This is a genomic window from Lysinibacillus parviboronicapiens (genome assembly GCF_003049605.2).
Lineage (GTDB): Bacteria > Bacillota > Bacilli > Bacillales_A > Planococcaceae > Lysinibacillus > Lysinibacillus parviboronicapiens.
Genome location: NZ_CP073713.1, coordinates 3,071,853 through 3,089,693 on the forward strand (window position 1 = coordinate 3,071,853; position 17,841 = coordinate 3,089,693).

At 35.7% G+C, this 17,841-nt stretch carries 16 protein-coding genes; 7 read left to right on the forward strand and 9 right to left on the reverse strand.

The window, feature by feature from the left end; all coding sequences use genetic code 11:
- Positions 1–21 precede the first annotated feature (21 nt).
- From C9J31_RS14805 to C9J31_RS14825, 5 genes are all read left to right on the forward strand, one after another.
- Positions 22–705 carry a DsbA family oxidoreductase gene (locus tag C9J31_RS14805; RefSeq protein WP_107951154.1) on the forward strand — a complete coding sequence of 228 codons (684 nt, stop codon included), beginning with the start codon at positions 22–24 and terminating at the stop codon, positions 703–705.
- Complete coding sequence (locus tag C9J31_RS14810) at positions 692–1,231, forward strand: MBL fold metallo-hydrolase (protein WP_238602201.1); 540 nt, start codon at positions 692–694, stop codon at positions 1,229–1,231. The genes C9J31_RS14805 and C9J31_RS14810 overlap by 14 nt, the downstream gene beginning before the upstream one ends.
- A 310-nt stretch (positions 1,232–1,541) precedes the next feature.
- Positions 1,542–1,772, forward strand: coding sequence for a DUF896 domain-containing protein (locus C9J31_RS14815; protein WP_038190423.1), 231 nt, complete (start codon positions 1,542–1,544; stop codon positions 1,770–1,772).
- A 332-nt stretch (positions 1,773–2,104) separates the two neighbouring features.
- On the forward strand, positions 2,105–3,229 hold the full coding sequence (gene mnmA / locus C9J31_RS14820; RefSeq protein ID WP_107951155.1) for a tRNA 2-thiouridine(34) synthase MnmA: 1,125 nt from the start codon (positions 2,105–2,107) through the stop codon (positions 3,227–3,229).
- Between the two features lie 411 nt (positions 3,230–3,640).
- Positions 3,641–4,540 (forward strand): LysR family transcriptional regulator, encoded by a 900-nt coding sequence (locus C9J31_RS14825; protein ID WP_107951165.1) that lies wholly within the window; start codon positions 3,641–3,643, stop codon positions 4,538–4,540.
- Positions 4,541–4,854: 314 nt separating this feature from the next.
- Here C9J31_RS14825 and C9J31_RS14830 read toward each other — a convergent pair whose 3' ends face one another.
- Positions 4,855–5,754 (reverse strand): DMT family transporter, encoded by a 900-nt coding sequence (locus C9J31_RS14830; protein WP_107951156.1) that lies wholly within the window; start codon positions 5,752–5,754, stop codon positions 4,855–4,857.
- Positions 5,755–6,284: 530 nt separating this feature from the next.
- Here C9J31_RS14830 and C9J31_RS14835 point away from each other — a divergent pair.
- Complete coding sequence (locus C9J31_RS14835) at positions 6,285–6,500, forward strand: hypothetical protein (protein WP_107951157.1); 216 nt, start codon at positions 6,285–6,287, stop codon at positions 6,498–6,500.
- 636 nt (positions 6,501–7,136) lie between these two features.
- Positions 7,137–8,372 (forward strand): IS110 family RNA-guided transposase, encoded by a 1,236-nt coding sequence (locus tag C9J31_RS14840; protein ID WP_107951746.1) that lies wholly within the window; start codon positions 7,137–7,139, stop codon positions 8,370–8,372.
- Positions 8,373–8,506: 134 nt separating this feature from the next.
- On the opposite strand, the gene C9J31_RS14845 is transcribed toward C9J31_RS14840, so the two are convergent.
- The 8 genes from C9J31_RS14845 to C9J31_RS14880 all read right to left on the reverse strand — a co-directional run bounded on the left by C9J31_RS14845 (position 8,507) and on the right by C9J31_RS14880 (position 17,235).
- Positions 8,507–8,962, reverse strand: coding sequence for a YoqH family protein (locus C9J31_RS14845; protein WP_107950130.1), 456 nt, complete (start codon positions 8,960–8,962; stop codon positions 8,507–8,509).
- A 412-nt stretch (positions 8,963–9,374) separates the two neighbouring features.
- Positions 9,375–11,456, reverse strand: a complete 2,082-nt coding sequence (locus C9J31_RS14850) for a serine hydrolase domain-containing protein (RefSeq protein ID WP_107950131.1) — start codon at positions 11,454–11,456, stop codon at positions 9,375–9,377.
- 571 nt (positions 11,457–12,027) lie between these two features.
- Positions 12,028–12,372: a YxlC family protein gene (locus tag C9J31_RS14855; RefSeq protein WP_107950135.1), complete on the reverse strand. Its 345-nt coding sequence runs from the start codon at positions 12,370–12,372 to the stop codon at positions 12,028–12,030.
- Entirely contained in the window at positions 12,359–13,051 is a 693-nt protein-coding gene (sigY, locus tag C9J31_RS14860) for an RNA polymerase sigma factor SigY (RefSeq protein ID WP_338016372.1), read from the reverse strand. The genes C9J31_RS14855 and sigY overlap by 14 nt, the downstream gene beginning before the upstream one ends.
- Positions 13,052–13,239: 188 nt before the next feature.
- Positions 13,240–14,082, reverse strand: coding sequence for a site-specific tyrosine recombinase/integron integrase (xerA, locus tag C9J31_RS14865; RefSeq protein WP_107950139.1), 843 nt, complete (start codon positions 14,080–14,082; stop codon positions 13,240–13,242).
- 645 nt (positions 14,083–14,727) lie between these two features.
- Positions 14,728–15,285, reverse strand: a complete 558-nt coding sequence (locus C9J31_RS14870) for a YdeI/OmpD-associated family protein (protein WP_107950305.1) — start codon at positions 15,283–15,285, stop codon at positions 14,728–14,730.
- A complete protein-coding gene (locus C9J31_RS14875; RefSeq protein WP_010861405.1) occupies positions 15,282–16,214 on the reverse strand; it encodes an alpha/beta fold hydrolase in 933 nt (310 codons plus the stop codon). Before C9J31_RS14875 ends, C9J31_RS14870 begins: the two co-directional genes overlap by 4 nt.
- 91 nt (positions 16,215–16,305) lie before the next feature.
- Entirely contained in the window at positions 16,306–17,235 is a 930-nt protein-coding gene (locus tag C9J31_RS14880; RefSeq protein ID WP_010861406.1) for a helix-turn-helix transcriptional regulator, read from the reverse strand.
- Between the last annotated feature and the right edge of the window lie 606 nt (positions 17,236–17,841).

A 17,841-nucleotide genomic window follows, 5' to 3' on the forward strand; every position in this document is an offset into this window, starting at 1 on the left:
ATTTGAAAAGAGGTAATAAAAATGAAAATTGAAATATGGTCAGATTATGCATGTCCCTTCTGTTATATTGGAGAAGCAAGATTGGAAAAAGCAATGAATGAGCTAGGAATTAAAGATCAAGTAAATATTGAAATGAGAAGTTTCGAATTAGATCCTAACGCTAGTTACGAAGTCGTATCCAATACAGAAGATCGTTTCGCAAAAAAATATGGTCTATCTAATAGTATGGCGGCAGAAAGAATTAGACAAATAGAGCAGTATGGTAAAAACGAAGGTATTGATTTCAAATATTATACTACACGATATACAAACACAATGGATGCTCATCGCTTAACACACTATGCAGCAAAACAGGGTAACAAAACGATTGCAAAAGATTTATTCAAAGCCTATTTCACTGATAATTTAGAGTTGAGCGATAAAAATGTACTAAAAGAAATTGCTGTGAAAAATGGACTAGATGAAAATGAAGTAGAAAAAGTTTTGAATTCTAATGAATTTGAAAGTGATGTACGTAAAGATGAAACGCAGGCATATTCAATGGGAGTCCGAGGTGTACCTTACTTCTTGATTAATGGAGAAATCAATTTGAGTGGTGCTCAGAATGTCGAAACATTTAAAACGGCGTTAAAACAAGCAATGCAGGATGATAGTCAGAATAATGATTTATCAGGAATGAGCTGTGGTATTGATGGATGTAATTAATAATCGAAGCGTTGTACATCAATTAACAGTAAAAGATGTATTTTATGCAAATGCATTTTTATATATTGATCAGGATACGAAACATGGGTTTTTATTTGATCCCGGTGCAGAAGCAGAGAAAATATTACATGTGATAGAATCCAATGGTTATCATATCGAAAAAATATTATTAACACATGGACATTTTGATCACATAGGTGCAGTCGATAAAATTAGAAATAAATTAAATATCCCTGTTTATATGCACGAACTCGGGCGGGAATATGTGCAAAATGCGAGAATGAACTTATCAGCTTTATGCAATAGACATATCATAGTTGATGATGTGCGCTATGTACAATCAGGTGAAACGTTTGAACTGTCAGCTAATTCGAATTTTAAAGTAACGATGACACATACTCCCGGTCATTCAATGGATCAAGTTATGTATTATAATGCACAGGATAAAATAGCGTTTGTTGGTGATACCATCTTTAAAGGTAGTATTGGATCCACTCAATATGAAGGTGGAATGAACAGGACCTGATACGAAGTTTAAATTTGATTCTATCATTGCCAGATGACGTTGTTTTATATAATGGTCATAGTGGTAAAACAACTGTAGGTGATGAGAAGAAAAGACTCAGCATATAAAGGGTAAGTGACATATTTTCTGTTGAGTACAGGAAATATGTCATTTTATTATTGTTTATTGTAAAAAAGTAGGAACAGAATATAATGTCCATGTTTTAGAGGTCAATTGCTGTTGTTTAGATATTTTTGCACCAAAACCTTTAAAAGTGACTCATGCTATAAATTATAAGCAAAATTAATGAAGAGAATAGAGATGAAATAAGATGATAAATAACTTAGGGCGTATTAATGAATTAGCGAAAAAACAGCGTGAAGAAGGTTTGACAAGTGCTGAACGGATTGAGCAACAAGTATTACGCAAAGACTACTTACGCGAAATTCGCGGACAAGTTCGCGAAACTTTTTCAAAAATGACTGTACTCGATTCACTAGGAAATGATGTAACACCGGATAAATTGCGTAGAGAAAAGGAAATAGATTCACGGGAAGTATAAGCTTAGAAGAAGCACTTACATTCCACGTTAATGGTGATACGCAAATGTGTAGCCGCATGCATTCAATGTAAGCTTTGCAGGATGTGTTGAATCGTTTTTAGTAAATCTTAATATGGCGGGTAATTGTGCATCAAGTGGATCGTCGTGCACAGAAGCTTCGATTGGCCCGTTACTTGTCTTGATGGCAATGTGTGGACATGGTGCTGAAAAATTACGTAATTGAATTCGTTTTAGCTTCGGTTAAGGCTTGACAGAAGAAGATATAAAACAGGCAGTGGAAAAAAAGCTATTGTGAAAAGATTGGTGAATTAAGAAAAGAAAAGGTGACCTTAATGAAAGAAACAAAAGACCCCTCGCAAATACGTGTCGTTGTTGGCATGTCGGGTGGAGTGGATTCTTCGGTTGCTGCGTACCTGTTAAAACAACAAGGCTATGAAGTAATCGGGATTTTTATGAAAAACTGGGATGATACAGACGAAAATGGTGTTTGTACAGCTACAGAAGACTATGATGATGTTATTAAAGTGTGTAACCAAATTGGTATTCCATATTATGCAGTTAATTTTGAAAAGCAATACTGGGATAAAGTTTTCACATACTTTTTAGAAGAATATAAAGCAGGCCGCACACCAAATCCAGACGTTATGTGCAATAAGGAAATTAAGTTTAAAGCTTTCCTCGAACATGCGATGAGTCTTGGTGCTGATTATCTGGCAACGGGCCACTATGCACGTATTGATCGGAGTGGTGATGGCGAAGTATTAATGTTTCGTGGTGTCGATGAAAATAAAGACCAAACGTATTTCCTAAATCAATTAACACAGGAGCAGCTTAAACATGTTATGTTCCCAATTGGTGATATTGAGAAAAAAGAAGTGCGTAAAATTGCTGAAGAGGCAGGTCTTGCAACAGCGAAAAAGAAAGATTCAACAGGCATTTGCTTCATTGGCGAACGTAACTTTAAAGAGTTCCTAAGTAAATTCCTACCAGCACAACCTGGAAAAATGGAGACAATGGACGGCGTGGTAATGGGACAACATGACGGGCTAATGTACTATACACTTGGTCAACGTCACGGGCTTGGTATTGGTGGCGACGGTGAGCCATGGTTTGTTCTTGGAAAAGACCTAGAGCGTAATGTATTGCTTGTTGGCCAAGGTTTTCACCATGATGCATTGTATTCTACTTCATTAACAGCAGTGAAAATGAGCTATACTTCGACAAAAAAATTACCTCGTAAATTTTTTTGCACAGCGAAATTCCGTTATCGTCAAACAGATACTCCGGTTGAAGTCGAGATTTTAGAAGATGGCAGTACACATATTACATTTGAAGAACCGGTTCGTGCCATTACACCGGGACAAGCAGTTGTTTTATATGACGGCGAGGTATGTCTTGGTGGCGGTACAATTGATGAAGTGTTTAAAAACAACGAAAAACTAACATATGTAGGATAAACTTGTGAGAAGACTGCTTAGGCAGTCTTTCGCTACGTAGAGGTGTGGAATTGGATATGGATTTTGGTAGGAAAATCCATATTCAAAGTAAGCTTCATTTCTTCGGTATCTTCATCTAGCTCCAGTTGAAATCAGGTGGAGTGCATAATCTGTGCGAACTATCATTTTTTGACGTCGTATTCACTTACTAAAAATAATAAATACTCGCTATTGTAAAAGACAAGGAAGAAGTCTTTTTGGACGTCAAGTTGGGGGCATTATCAGCGGGCGTACCTTTACGGGACATGCTCATGATATTATTGTGTGCAAAAATTAAATACCTTAGCAATTTAAATCAAGCCACACATAAACACCATTATATATCTATTTAAAGGGATATTCTCTTAACATAGGAGGTATAACTAATTGGTTATGAATATAAATTTGAATAACCTTCAAATATTTTTGAAAGTCGCAGAAAAAATGAATATTACAGAGGCGTCTAAAGAGTTATTTATTTCACAGCCAGCAGTCAGTAAGGCGGTAAAAAATTTAGAGGAATCCCTGAATATTAAATTGTTTAATAGGGATAAGAAAAATGGACTAACGCTCACTGAAGTGGGAAAAGAAATTCTTATATTAGCGAGACAATTGAAAGGTATTGAGAATAAAATATATCAAGTTGCTAATCGGGAAAATAAACTTCTCAGTGGTAAGGTTAAGATTGGCTCTGTTCCTGCTGCATCAACAAATATTCTACCTGAGCCCATCGCATTATTCATGTCGAAATATCCACTTGTAAATATAGAATTAGCAGAAGGAACCTCAAATCAAATAAAAGAATGGGTGAAGGATCGAACTGTTGATATAGGGATTAGTATATCTCCCTTTGATCCATATGAATTTGAAATACTCTACCATGATTATATGGTCGCAATACTTCCTCATAATCATCAATTAAGTCAAGAAAAAAACGTTGATCTGGTAAAATATTGTAATGAAATTATTTTTTGCAAAGGAGGACATGAAACCGCTATATCAAACATGTTTCAAAAAAATAATATTGAATTTAAAGAGAATCTAACAGTCCAAAATGTCGAAACTTTAATTACTATGGTCAAAAATAATTTAGGTATAGGTGTTACTTCAAACTTTACACTTTCTTCTGTAGCTCATAATTTACTCGTAAAGGATATTAATCCAAAGATAACTCGTGATGTCGGTATAATTGCACACTCATTTGATGAAGTAACACCTGCAACAAAAGAATTTATAAACATCATGAATCAATTGCATAAATCTTTAATTTTTTCTGATCGAAATATTAACTAAATAATAAAATGCAACAAACAGGAAAGGGTTTTAATGAAGGAAATCAAGTTAAGAAAAAACGCGTAGAAACCTACGCGTTTTCTGCTTTGAACACCTCTTACCAGATAAACTAAACAATCAGTCGCCAATCCAATACCGACAACTGGTTGGATAATGCTTTTTTGACCTCTGTCTAATATACGGGGAACAGTCCCGTACCTCCCCGGTTCATTTTTTTCTCAGGGAGCGTTAGTTGATTTGAAGCACCTGCTTTTTTTACTATTACACTTTTCATATTATTATATATTAGTAATATGTAGTGATCGCTAACATTTTCAAGAAACCTTTTTTAGCATTTTTGTTGAAGTTCTTTTAAATCTATAGGTATTCATAAAAATGCTAGTACATATAAAAAATGCTCCAATAATAATATTAAATGTTATCTTCTCCCCAAGTTGGAGCCATCCGAATATAAGACCTAAAATAGGAACAAACATTAATGCTATAGAAGCCTTCGAAGCATCCATTTTATTTAGTACCCAATACCAAACTACAAATGTAAAGGCAGTAGAAAATAAACCAGTAAATAATGTTGATAAAATTGCTTCATTAGACCACTGGATTGAAGGATTTGATTCTAATATTAAAGAGAGAATGAATAAAAAGATTGCTCCCATAATAAGTTGCCAAGCAGTCATATGAATGATGTCTTTATTTTTGGAGTTTAGTTTGTTATAAACATTTGCTGATGCCCAACTAAAAGCCGAAATAAATAATAATAACTCTCCAAATACTAATTTTTTATCAATATTAATAAATTCTATTCCTAGAATAAATAAAAGGCCGATTAGACCCAATATCAATCCAATCATTTTATACATATTAATTTTATCATTTAATTTAAAATGACTAATAATGGTGACAAATATAGGCATTGTGTACACCAAAACAGAAGATCTCCCTGAATCCACAAATTGCATACCATAAGTCATTGTTCCCATATAGCCTAAAGGCATTAATAAGCTCATTATCAGATAGGTTTTAAAATTACCTTTACCTATAGAGAGCCTTTTTCTTTGTACTAGGAGGATGATAAATAAAGCAATCGCCCCTATTAATAAACGCAAAGAGGTAAATAAAAATGGGGGTATGTCACTTATGGCTATTTTCATTGTAACCCATGTATATCCCCAAATGAGAGTAACAGAAGTAATGCCTAACAGAACTTTAATCATAATAAAAGCCTCCGCGTTATTATTTTTAATATGTCATTAATAGTATGTTACATCCGTTCATTACTGAAATATATTTTTCACATAAGGTATATAACTAAATGGTTATGACGTATCTCAAATAGGAATAGAAGGGTATCATTATCAATAAAAACTTTTAATTAGCCCATTAAATGCTTTAATGATGTATATTGGGTACAAAAATGAGAGTCAAATGGAAAAGGCTTTACTCAAAATAGATAAATAAGAAAAGGACCAGGAGAGCATTCAGCTATCTTGGTCCTTGTTTGTTCTCTTCTTTTTATTTTTAGTTATAGTAGGAAATCCATACTTCTCTGATTCAGCACGAACGCCTTCTAGTAGTTTCTTTTTCTTTTCATCTGTCATAGTTTTGGCCACCTTTCGTTTGAAATTAGTCTGGCCAATTTACTTTTTTATTATACGTATGACTCCCCTAGCGGCAGCATAATTGAAGATAACTCTAGACCACTAAGTCAGTTACTTAAATTAAAAGCATAAAATGGAGGTGCTCTATGACAACGAAAGGGCAAAGGAAGGTAAGAAGTGATAAGAAGATGGATCTGAAACCTACTCTTACAATCGAGCTGAAGGACGCTATTTATCGGCTATCGTATGTTACCAATACACTAGTTAAAGATGTATCTGCACACCTGTGTGCCGTTGCAATTGATAGTGTTGAAATTATGAAAAGTATAGCTAAACATTTTCAGCGTGACATCCGTAAATAGCACCTTTTATTTAGGTAATACCGCAAATGATAGTGTAGTCTAGACGGAGAAATTCGAATTCATTATAACTTCGAAAATCCGTTTAAAACGCAAATAGAAGACAGTAACCTAGATGGTTAGCTGTCTTCTTTAAAAAGGATTAATTCACTTCTTTTAAAATGAGTTGCGAGACGCACTCGACGTGTTTGGAGTGTATGAACACATTTGGGTTTAATTATATAGTTCTGGTTCCTATTAAGCGTGGTTTTGGGAGGTTTTTAATCATTGTAAGGTAACCTTTCATAAAAGAATGTTATTCAATAATATGGCCCTATTGCTGAAAAAGGCACAATTCATCTACAAGAATTGCGCCCGATTATTGAGTACCTTATTGAAGATAAGCACCTGTTCGTATTATAAGGTCAGCCAGAGTAATCTGGTTGACTATTTTTTATTCAATTTATAGATTGATAGTAGCCGGGGTCGAACGGAAGCACCCGTGGGACTAGATCCCGACAACTAAACTGTTCGCCCTCTACTTGTTAACACATGATTAGGCTGGTTGGGACATTACGATCTCGTATAACAAGCGAAGATATGAATAACAAGCTAGATAGAGGTTACCGGTCAATACACTACCTTAGGAGGAGATAAACTATGAATCCAGTAGTTGGTCTGGATGTCGCAAAAGGTGAAAGTCAGGTTCAAATGTTCTTGGATAAAAAAATGCCCTATAAAAGCAGCGTGAAAGTTGATCATACGGTGGATGGATTGGAAGAGTTACACTCTTATTTATTAGATTTAGAGCGTCAAACAGGAATGAAGCCACCTGTTGTTTTGGAATCAACAGGTCACTATCATGCCCCAGTTGTACAGTTTTTAGAAGCAAGAGAATACATTGTCATTATCGTAAATCCACTGGTATCTTACCGAGCAAAAAGTTCTAGCTTGCGAAAAACCAAAACAGATGCCATTGATGCTTATCACTTAGGCGAACTGTATTACAAAGAGGATTTAGCGCCTCAGAAAAAGCGTGGTGTACAGTTATTAAACCTTCGGCATCTAACAAGGCAACATGAAAATATGACGGGAATTATGATTCAAACAAAGCTTCAATTTCAAGCCGTATTAGATCAAATATTCCCTGAGTACAAAGGAGTTTTTGGCGATTTATACGCTGAGATTTCCATAAAAACTTTACAAGCTTACCCTACTTCTGAATCAGTTAAAGAAGCAGGGGTAGAAGAGATCGCACAATTCATTGATACACATTGCAAAGCACGTTCGTTTAATTGGGCGCTTGAAAGATCGGAAAAATTAATCGGAGCTGCAGAACGCAATCCATTTCAATCAACTCTTTATCAAAGTCTTCTAGTCAGTTTGAATATGTATATTGATTTACTTCAAGTGTACCACCAACAACTTTCTACGTTGGAGCGTGAGATTGATGAGTTAGCGGCACAACTTGAAGAATATGAATTACTCCAATCAATTCCCGGTATTGGTGAAAAAATCGCTGCAACGATTATTTCAGAAATCGGAGAAATTGATCGGTTTAATCATCCGAAAAAGTTAGTAGCCTTTGCAGGACTAGATCCCAGTGTGTTTGAATCAGGTCGCTTTAAAGGCACGAAAAATCACATTACTAAACGCGGCTCGGCTATGCTTCGCCACATGCTTTATACAGCTGTTCGTTGTTCTATTCGAGATAGTCGGAAAAAGAAAACAACACCTGAAACTATCGCACGAAATAAGCGATTACGAGCCTTCTACGATTTAAAACGTGAGGAAGGAAAGCCATATAAAGTAGCCATTATTGCTTGTGCAAATAAGCTTTTACATTGGATTTATGCGATTTTAAAAACGAAAACACCATTCCAAGAAACCATGTAGTGACAGCATTTTCAAATACAACAAAAACCTTCCAAATCGAATTCGGAGGGTTATTTGGGTTGCGCTTTTTAGTATAGCATGAAGTGTTTTTTAATTTAAAAGATTTTTATTGACAATCTATTAGCTGGTTTAGTTCAACAAGGTTTTGGTATTTTTTCAAGTACAATAGTACCCGTTATATTTGTCGTTGTATTGACTGTTCGGACTTTGATACGAGTAGGTCTTATTACAGGAGAAACTTCATCTAAATTCCCAGCCCAAATAGTTTCTCCATATTTAGTTAAAGGGGACAATGAGAAAATCCAACTTATTTCCTTCGGAATATATGCTAATACTTCATAACCATCATAATCCCCAAAACTAGATGGTTTTGGTAAATGAAGTGCGTGAACACTGAGACTTGTTCGTTCATCATTAAACTTTCTTTCAATATTATAGATCAGTGCTACTCCTCTGGCATTTTTAGGTACGTTTTTTGTTGGTTCAAGTATTGCTGAACAAGATGGCAACTCTTCAATTTTATTCTCAGAGTGTGTTTGTGGAGGAAGAATTACTAAAACGAAGATAAGGCTAAAAAGCAATTTTTTCATTTCTGATTCTCCTTAAATTTGTTTAGTATCATTATTCCCCAAAACTCCATATTTATTGTATTTCTATCGTTCCTTGTTGCACTAAACTGCTTCGTTAGTTCAATAAAGAAAAAAAGAGCTGCATATGCAACTCAATGTTCTTCAAGTAAACCCCATTAGTTTAAGAAGTTCTAAAGTAAAAAGGGAACAATTTCATTCCCTTTCACTTTAATTTATGCTTTCAGCTATTGTCATAAAGCTTTTAGTATTTTAAGACAAACACCATTAACAGATTATTACCATGATTGTTTATGGGGAAATGATAAGAGTTCAGTAAGCCCCTTCGTAAAGAGAATGCGTAAATACAAACAAAACCAGCAAAACACCTTTTCGGTGTCATACTGGTTTTGTTGAAGTACATCTTAAATTGTAGTTAGTTCAACTTGATTGCAAATTCCGAATTCGGCGCACCAGCAAATACAACCGTTCCGTTCATCGGCAGTTGTACTTTGTTATTGCCGCTTACAACGGTAAAATTGATACCTACTCCATTCTCATCATACACCGCGAACGAACTCTTCGATGGCAACGCCACGGTCATCGTTTTCCCTGCTGCCGCTTGCGGAATCGTAAACCATTTCGCATGCCCATTTGCTTGCAGCGTAACTTTGGATGATTGGCTTACATCCAGCGGTTTTACGTTGGTTTCACTTACGTATAAAAATCCGGACATCTCCATATATTCATTACCGCCTTTTGTATAGAAACGAGATTCCGTCGTATCACGGCCTGCCATCCCAGGGATCTGGAGCTGATGTGCAGCCGTGTTTGGGCCGGTAATTTTTCTGCCGTTCCAATAGCCCTCTAGACCATCATGACGATTAATTTGTGTTGTAAGCAACAGTGGTACGAGATATTGAGCAGAACTATATTTCTCGTTTACGAGATAGAACTTGACCCCCTCCCGCTTTGCCCATGCGGCAGTGGTTTCCTTCGATAGCACGTTGTCTTCTAGTTTCTCGGCTACATATTGAGTCATCGCTATTTGCCCTAAACCTGGCACCGATGGATATGTACTCTCCTTCAAATAAGTTCGTCCATTCTTCTCAGTGACGAAATTGATGGTACCATTCTCATTAATAAAGCTTCCATTCGCAGTATATACATATTTTTCTTTTGGATTATATGGGCTCTGGTAGATTAGTTCTCCATTCTTCGTAATTTCTATTTTGAAATAACCTAAACTATTTCCGTAAAAACCCGCTTTCTTCACTACGTCTTGAGGCATTTTGGCTTTGAGCGGCTTGCCAAAGGATTTGTTCGGCTTGATATCCTTAATTGTGCCCTTCTCTTTAAGCGCAGTGAGCAGTAATTCAGTCGCCATCAGTTGATTTACAGAACTCCCGCCGCCGGATGACAACACAGCCACTGCCATCTTCTGTTCAGGAAGTACGACCAGTGAAGCATGTTGTAAAAACGTGTCTCCGCCCTTAACCAAGCCCTTTATTCCATATTCACTGAATGGATATAGTTTCACACTATCCCAGCCAAGACCATAGTTGAGATTGTTAGCTTCATCCCCCGGCCACATTCCTTTTTTATATTCCTCTTGCTCCATCGCTTTGACTGCCTTATCAGAGAGGATCCCTTTTTCCTGTCCCATAAATAATTGTGAGAATCGCACCATATCTTCTGCTGTGGAAGAGATCCCTCCCGCCCCGATAACATTCACCGATTCAGTGGGAAGCTGCCCTTGGTACATCGGAAAATAAAGTCCAGCTCGCTTATCATCTTCCCATTTGTCCTGCGGCGTTTTCGTATGATTTAGCTTTAAGGGTTCTGTAAACCGTTGATGTATAAATTCGGTAAAGCTCAAACCGCTGACTCTTTCCACCATAATCTCAGCCAGCGTAAAGCCGTCGTTGCAGTATACCGAGAACGCACCTGGATCCGCCTTCAAGCGCTGGTTGGACAATTGCTGCAACAAGTTATCATGGGCATAGGTATCATTATCTTTAAATAAAAATGCATTCCTATACTCAGTACCTTGCAAGCCGGAGGAGTGATTCAACAGCATACGCGGCGTAATGCTTTTGTAACGCTCGTCTTTCATTTTGAAATCAGGAACATAGTGGACAACAGGAGCATCCAAATCAACTTTTCCTTCGTCGACCAATTTCATCACAGCCGCCGTTGCATACATTTTACTGACTGAACCAATCCCGTATAGGGTATCTTTGGTCAGCGGCTGTTTCCCTTTCATATCATTCTTACCTGCCTGACCCGACAAAATAATTTGGCCATTGTCAATTAGCGCATACTGCACGCTATTCGTCTCATACGACTTCGTGAGTAGCGCAGCCTTCTCTGCCGCAATCTTCTTCAGTTCCTGGCTAGCTACTTCTTGGCTAGCTACAACCGTAGTCTGACTGCTAGAAAATGCCATCGCCCCTGTTGGTAAGCTCATCGTTAACGCTAATGTAGCGGCTAACACCCCAGATAGTTTATTTTTCATAAAAGAATTGCCTCCTTAGATAAGTGATTGATTTCATTGCTGTTATTTCGAACAAAGGTATCTCCTTGTTGTCTTTATTTAACAGATGGTAAAAATTTATAGAAGCTGCCTTCCAAAAGATATTTATCAAGTAATTTCTCAAAATTGCTTACAAGAGATTCAATTTTTTCATTTCTAATACAACCAAACTAATGCGGTAATCATTGTAAGACAAGAATTTGCGCAATCCTTTCCCATAGGATTCCATTTACTAGTTCATTCATTTTTTTCTCCTCCAAATTGTTTATTTACCCTTAATACGATTACGTTCGTCTAATCGTTCACTCACGAAAAAATAAATAAAAAAAATCTCAGGAATTTGATCCTGAGACCTTTCTTTTAAATATTTTTCTTGTAAAAATAAGATAGATAATAAGATACGCTGGAAATTGAATAAGGCCTAAAAAGCCCCATAGCCAAGCATTGTGTCCCCTCTTCCGTGCATCCCAAAACATCCATGAGCTCTGACAAATCAGAATGAATGCAATCACGATGCATAACCAAAGCGGTGTGCTACTTAGTTCATTTGAGATCATTCATTACTGACCTTCTTTCTAGTTTTTTTAAGCGCTAAGGGCAATAAGATAATCCCCACAAGCTGAAAATAAAGAAAAAGAATTGGCTGACGATAAACGACAGCAATCCCAACCGAAAGCACAAATACTGCAACAGAGATAAACGTGAGGAGGTCTTTCCATTGTTTTTTTCGTATTCTTTTTTTCTCTAATTCAACATTCTGTTGAAACCATTGTAAGCTTGGAGTAGATACTGGATTCCATTGATCCAGTTTTTCTAAACCATCTATTAATTGCTTAACCGTTAATTCATTTTCATCATCCAACATAGAATGACTATTTTTAGAATCATACTCTTTCAAGTTCAGCCAACTCCTTTCGTACACTTTTTAGACCATTTGAAACTCGAGATTTTACTGTTCCTTCTGCAATACCCATCATTTTTCCAATTTCCTTATATGAATATCCGTAATAATGCTTTAACACGATTGGCATACGTATTTCTTCATTAATTTGAGCAAGTACATCAAGTACATCATTCCATTCTTCGTTCATAATGGCTGCATTCCATTTCATTTTTCGGAGCGCTTGTTCCTGCTCTAGCCAGTTTTCCTCCCGCTTCTTTCTGCGCTGGTGATCGATAAAAAGGTTCGTTGCGATTGTGATGAGCCATGATGAAAACTTGGATTCACCATTATACAGTTGGATTTTTTCAATACACTTCATCATCGTCTCTTGTGCTAAATCTTCTGCGATTTGTGGATGAAGAGTAACTTTCATTAAATACTTTACGAGGAACGAATAATTCTGTTGTAGCAGTTTCGAAAGAGCCAATGTATCTCCTTTTTTCGCTTTTCGAATTAAATCCTTTTCATCCATGAGATCTACTCCATACAATAATGATTTATATGTAATACGATTTACTGGGAAAAATCGTTCATTTTCAAAATAAAGAATCACAACAAAAATCCATCTATTAGTATTTATTAAGTTTACTTGAAAGTTATATATTTCACCAAAAACCAAAGTATTGTTGCTCATTCAACGAGTTCCGAATGCTTGTCTAATTATTATCGTATTATCAAACTACTCACATGTTTTGTTTAAGTATGTCTTCTTTAACTAACTGGCCCTATAATGAAATCGAGCGCTGATCCTTATTACAGAATTGCGCCCTATAACAAAAAACACCCATTTCTCCATGAGTGTCTTAATTGAATGAAAGTTTTTTAAAAGTATTTACTGTATAAATCCTGTCTTAGCTTTCCGCTTAGCTGAGCGTATATCTTTGTAGTCTCACTCTTTTCATGACCTAGTAAACTTTGTATGACATCAATTGGCGCACCGTTATTAATCATATGCGTTGCATAGCTGTGTCGTAATTGATGCGGATGTATACTCTTTTTTATACTTGCACGATTTGATATGCGCTTGATAATATATCTTAAATTATCAATGCTCATTCGTCTTTTCGGCCTTCTGTCCGTAATAAACAAACAAGGTTCCTTATCCTCTCGTTCATCTAAATACCTTTTTAACCAAATAGAACAGCGGGTATTAAAGTACACTTCCCTTTCTTTATTACCTTTCCCTTGTACAATTACTGAATTCGATTGAAAATCGATATCTTCTCGATTTAATTTTACAATTTCACCAATACGGCAGCCGGTTGAATACATAAACTCAAATAGTGCTTTCTCCATCGTTGTTTGACAAGCTTCCCTTAGATGTTCTATCTCTAATTCTGAGAGAAATTTAGGAATCCTTTTACCTAATTTCGGCTCTTTTAATTTAGCTGCAGGATTTTTTAGAGTATAACCTTCTTCATGTGACCATCTAAATAATGATTTAACACAACGAATCCTATGTCCTAAACTAGAAGGCTTTAAGTGGTCTCCTGATCGTATTAAATATTCTTTTAATCTATCTGTATTAAATTCGTTCATATCAATATCACCAAAAAATCGTAATAATAGATTGTATTGAAAACAATATGTTTTTAATGTAAGCGATGAATATCCCTCGATTTTTTTATCCTGTTGATACCTTTTCCATGCTTCGGATAATAACATGTGTCTTTCACTCCCCCACCTATAAATCTATTAATTCTAAATTCTATTATGTTCAATGAAAGATTTTTTCATACAAAGATATTCAACAACCTAAAAAATAGTGATAGTTTTGAACTCTAATTAATCTAAAAGGCACTTTCCATGTTTCCAGGAAAGCGCCCGATTGTTGAGTAACAATGAATCATTAATTAAACAATGACTTTTTCTTATATTTCGAGGCAAAAGGTAATCCAGTGTCTTCTTTGACTGGTAGTGCATCAATGTCCGTTCTTGACCCAATTATTGGATGGTCTTTATTGTCTTATAACATTGCGATTAATCTAGTTCCAAGGTACTGGTGAAAATGATGTCTTAATCCGATCGTATAATCTTTGTTTTCCTTAGTTAGGTTCTTTACATTCATCTGTTATTCTTCTTTGTTTGTTTTATTCAATAGAATTGTCAAATTAAGTACAATACAGATATGCCTCAAAGGAAACTAAAAGACATGCTTTCTGTTAGAATTTAGGGTTCATGCCTTTTAAGGATTTTATTCAGTGTCTATTCTAACGGGCTTGACATTTAACGGCGTTGTTTTTTTGATTGATTAGCGAAATGCATAACCCCTTACATACTCTCTTTGCGACAATGAAGCAAAATGAAAATCTAGGGTCTTAACATTTCTCCCTTGTCCCATGAAACAATTAATCGATTCAATCTTCTTAGCCGAGTTTCTTCTTTTTTAGCACTCATTACCCACCAAATAGAATCTCTTCTGTACGAAGGTGGAAGCTGATTAAAAAATTCCCAAGAACTTGGATGTTTTCTAATTTCATCCTCATATTCTTTCGTTAAAGTAACGTTCCTATGAACGGAAGAATAACCTGTTTGATCATTTCTTTGATTGAAAACAGTCAATCCCTCAGGCCTCATTTGATTGTGTTCTATCAGTTTATGCACCTTTTGCACATTAACTTTACTCCAGAGGCTATTAGGCTTACGTGGAGTAAAGCGAATTTTATAGCAATCTTCATCAACTGTTTTTCGTATCCCATCAATCCAACCAAATGACAGTGCACAATCTACTGATTCGGACCAAGTGAGACTTGCTTTATTGGTCTTTTTCTTAAAAAAAACTACCCAAATTTCACTAGCTGTTTGGTGATGAATATCCAACCAATCAATAAATTCTGTTTGATTACTAAAAAATAGCACTTCACTCATTTTTCCAGCCATTCTAAAATCATTTGATTAAGCTCTTCAGGTCTTTCTTCTTGAATCCAATGACCAGTGTTTAAACTCTTAATGTCTATATTAGGTACAAAATCTTTTATATTTGGAAGCGGCGGAATAATATCTTTCTCACCATAAATCATCAATGTTGGCTGATGAAGAATAGGAGATACATCACCTAATAAATGCCAATTGCGATTTAAATTTCTGTACCAATTGATGCTTGGAGTGAAACCTGTCTTATTGAAGGCTGTGATATAAACAGAAAGATCATCATCGCTCATAACAGGTTCACCTAACGGCTGGGTTGCTTTAGCTAGATTAATCATTTCCATTCCTTCAACAGAGCCTTGTGATGGAACATTCTTTCGATATAAGTTACGAAGAAATTGGGCTGCATTTTCGTCTAATACAGCATCTGCAACACCTGGTTGTTTGTTAAAGTGAACAAAATAGTAATCATCGCCAAAAGCTTCTTCCATAAAATCAATCCAAGGTCTCTCTCCTCGAACTTGGTAGGGCAAGCATAAGTTAATCATTTTATTAACACGTTCTGGATGCAGCAAAGCCATACTCCAAACAACACTTGCGCCCCAATCATGGCCCATAAAAATGGCATCTTTGTATTGGTAGTGATCCAAAAGAGCAACAAGATCACCCGTTAAATGTTCAATATCATATTTTGTGACTTCTTTTGGACAAGAAGACTCTCCATACCCTCGTTGATTAGGAATAATAACGTGATAACCTGCTTCTACAAGAGGAGTCACTTGATGTCTCCAAGAAAAGGCATGCTCTGGCCATCCGTGGCAGAGAACGATAGGTTGCCCCCCATTTTTTTGTCCAGCTTCAAAAACCTCTAGCTCCACACCGTTACCTGAGATAAGTGTTGGTGTTGGAAATTCATAATTGTTTGTCATTTAACATCCTCCTAATTAAAATAAAAGTATCTTACAATGACAATATTATCATGGACGTTTGACAACGGTCTGTCAGCTTTGAGAAACTCACTTAATGATATTTGTCAGCCATCAATCTGAGTTTGGAAGCAATTTTTTTGCGCATTTCTTTTGGAGCTAAGACCTCTATATGCTCTCCAAAACTAAATATGAGAGAGAACAACCATTCTTTTTCGGGGAATGTAGCTGTAACAAGAAGTTCACCTGTTTCTAACACCGCAATATCTTCTTTATTAAAAACATCCTTCACACGAGACTTCATTTGAGGGGAAACTTTTAAGACAATTGTTGTCATTGTTGTTTGTTCATTTAATAATGCCATAATCTCGTGATAGGATTTTTCTCGACGTTCAAATGAGTGATTTTCAATGTGAAAATCACTTATACGGGAAACTCTAAATATTCTGAAGTCTTCTTTTAAAAGACAATAAGCAAATAAATACCAAGTATAATTTTTAAATATGAGCGACATAGGCTCAACTTGTCTTTTGCTGACGATATTATCATAATTTCTGTAGTCAATAGTCAGTAAATTAGTCTGTGTAATAGCTTTCCTTAGCGTCTTAACTAATGCTTTTTGATTTGGAGAGTCTCCATAAGGATGTAAATCAATGATGATTTGTTCCATATGCAGCTTTAGATAATCTACCTTGTTTTCAGGAATGATATTTTGTAGTTTTTCTATGGATGATTCTAACTCAATGTCGTCAACTGTGAAATTAATATCCTTGAGAACAGAAAGAAGGGAGGACAGGTTATTAAGAGTTAGTACTTGATGATTTAATTTATAACTCTCATAAATGCTGAATCCACCATTGTTTCCGGAATGGGAAATGATGGGAATACCAGCTAGATTGATTGTTTCAATATCTCGGTAAATAGTCCGGACCGACACTTCAAATTTCTCAGCCAATTCATTTGCTGTTACACGATTTCTATTAAGTAACATCACAATAATGGTTAACATACGTTCTATTTTCATCTTGTTCTCCTTAAAAATATAATTTTATATTATGTAGTAGAATCAATTTCATAATACGCACTTTTAAAAAATCATAAAGAAACAGAATTTCGATGATTTCTTAAAAAAACGTATAAATAGCTAATTATGCTACAGAAAGTTGTAGTTGGGAAAGCCGATCAACCGACCTTTTCATCACAACATCTAGGATTGGATGAATGTCAATACCGGATAAAACCGAATTAAAACGTTGAGTAGGTTCCAAATCGAATAAAACTTGCATGTCAAACAGGCTTTCTTGTCGTATAATGGACATAGGGGTATCTCTCCAGTCTGTTAATGTGTGTGTCGTAACTCTCATTATACAGGATTTGGGGAGGTACCCTATTTTTTTGTCGTTTTAAACTTAGAGCCCAAAGGGCTCAGAGATATGAAATTGATTCATCTACATTTAAATTTTAAACTAACCTGTTTCGTTAGTTTAAGTACATTAATTCACAATATAACCTAAATTTTAACATAATTACCCTGAATTTCCTTAACGATGTTATTCAACAAACGGGCCCTTAAATGAAGAAAGACGCATTCCTCCTTACTAAAGAAATGCGCCCGTTTGTGGAAGTTCAT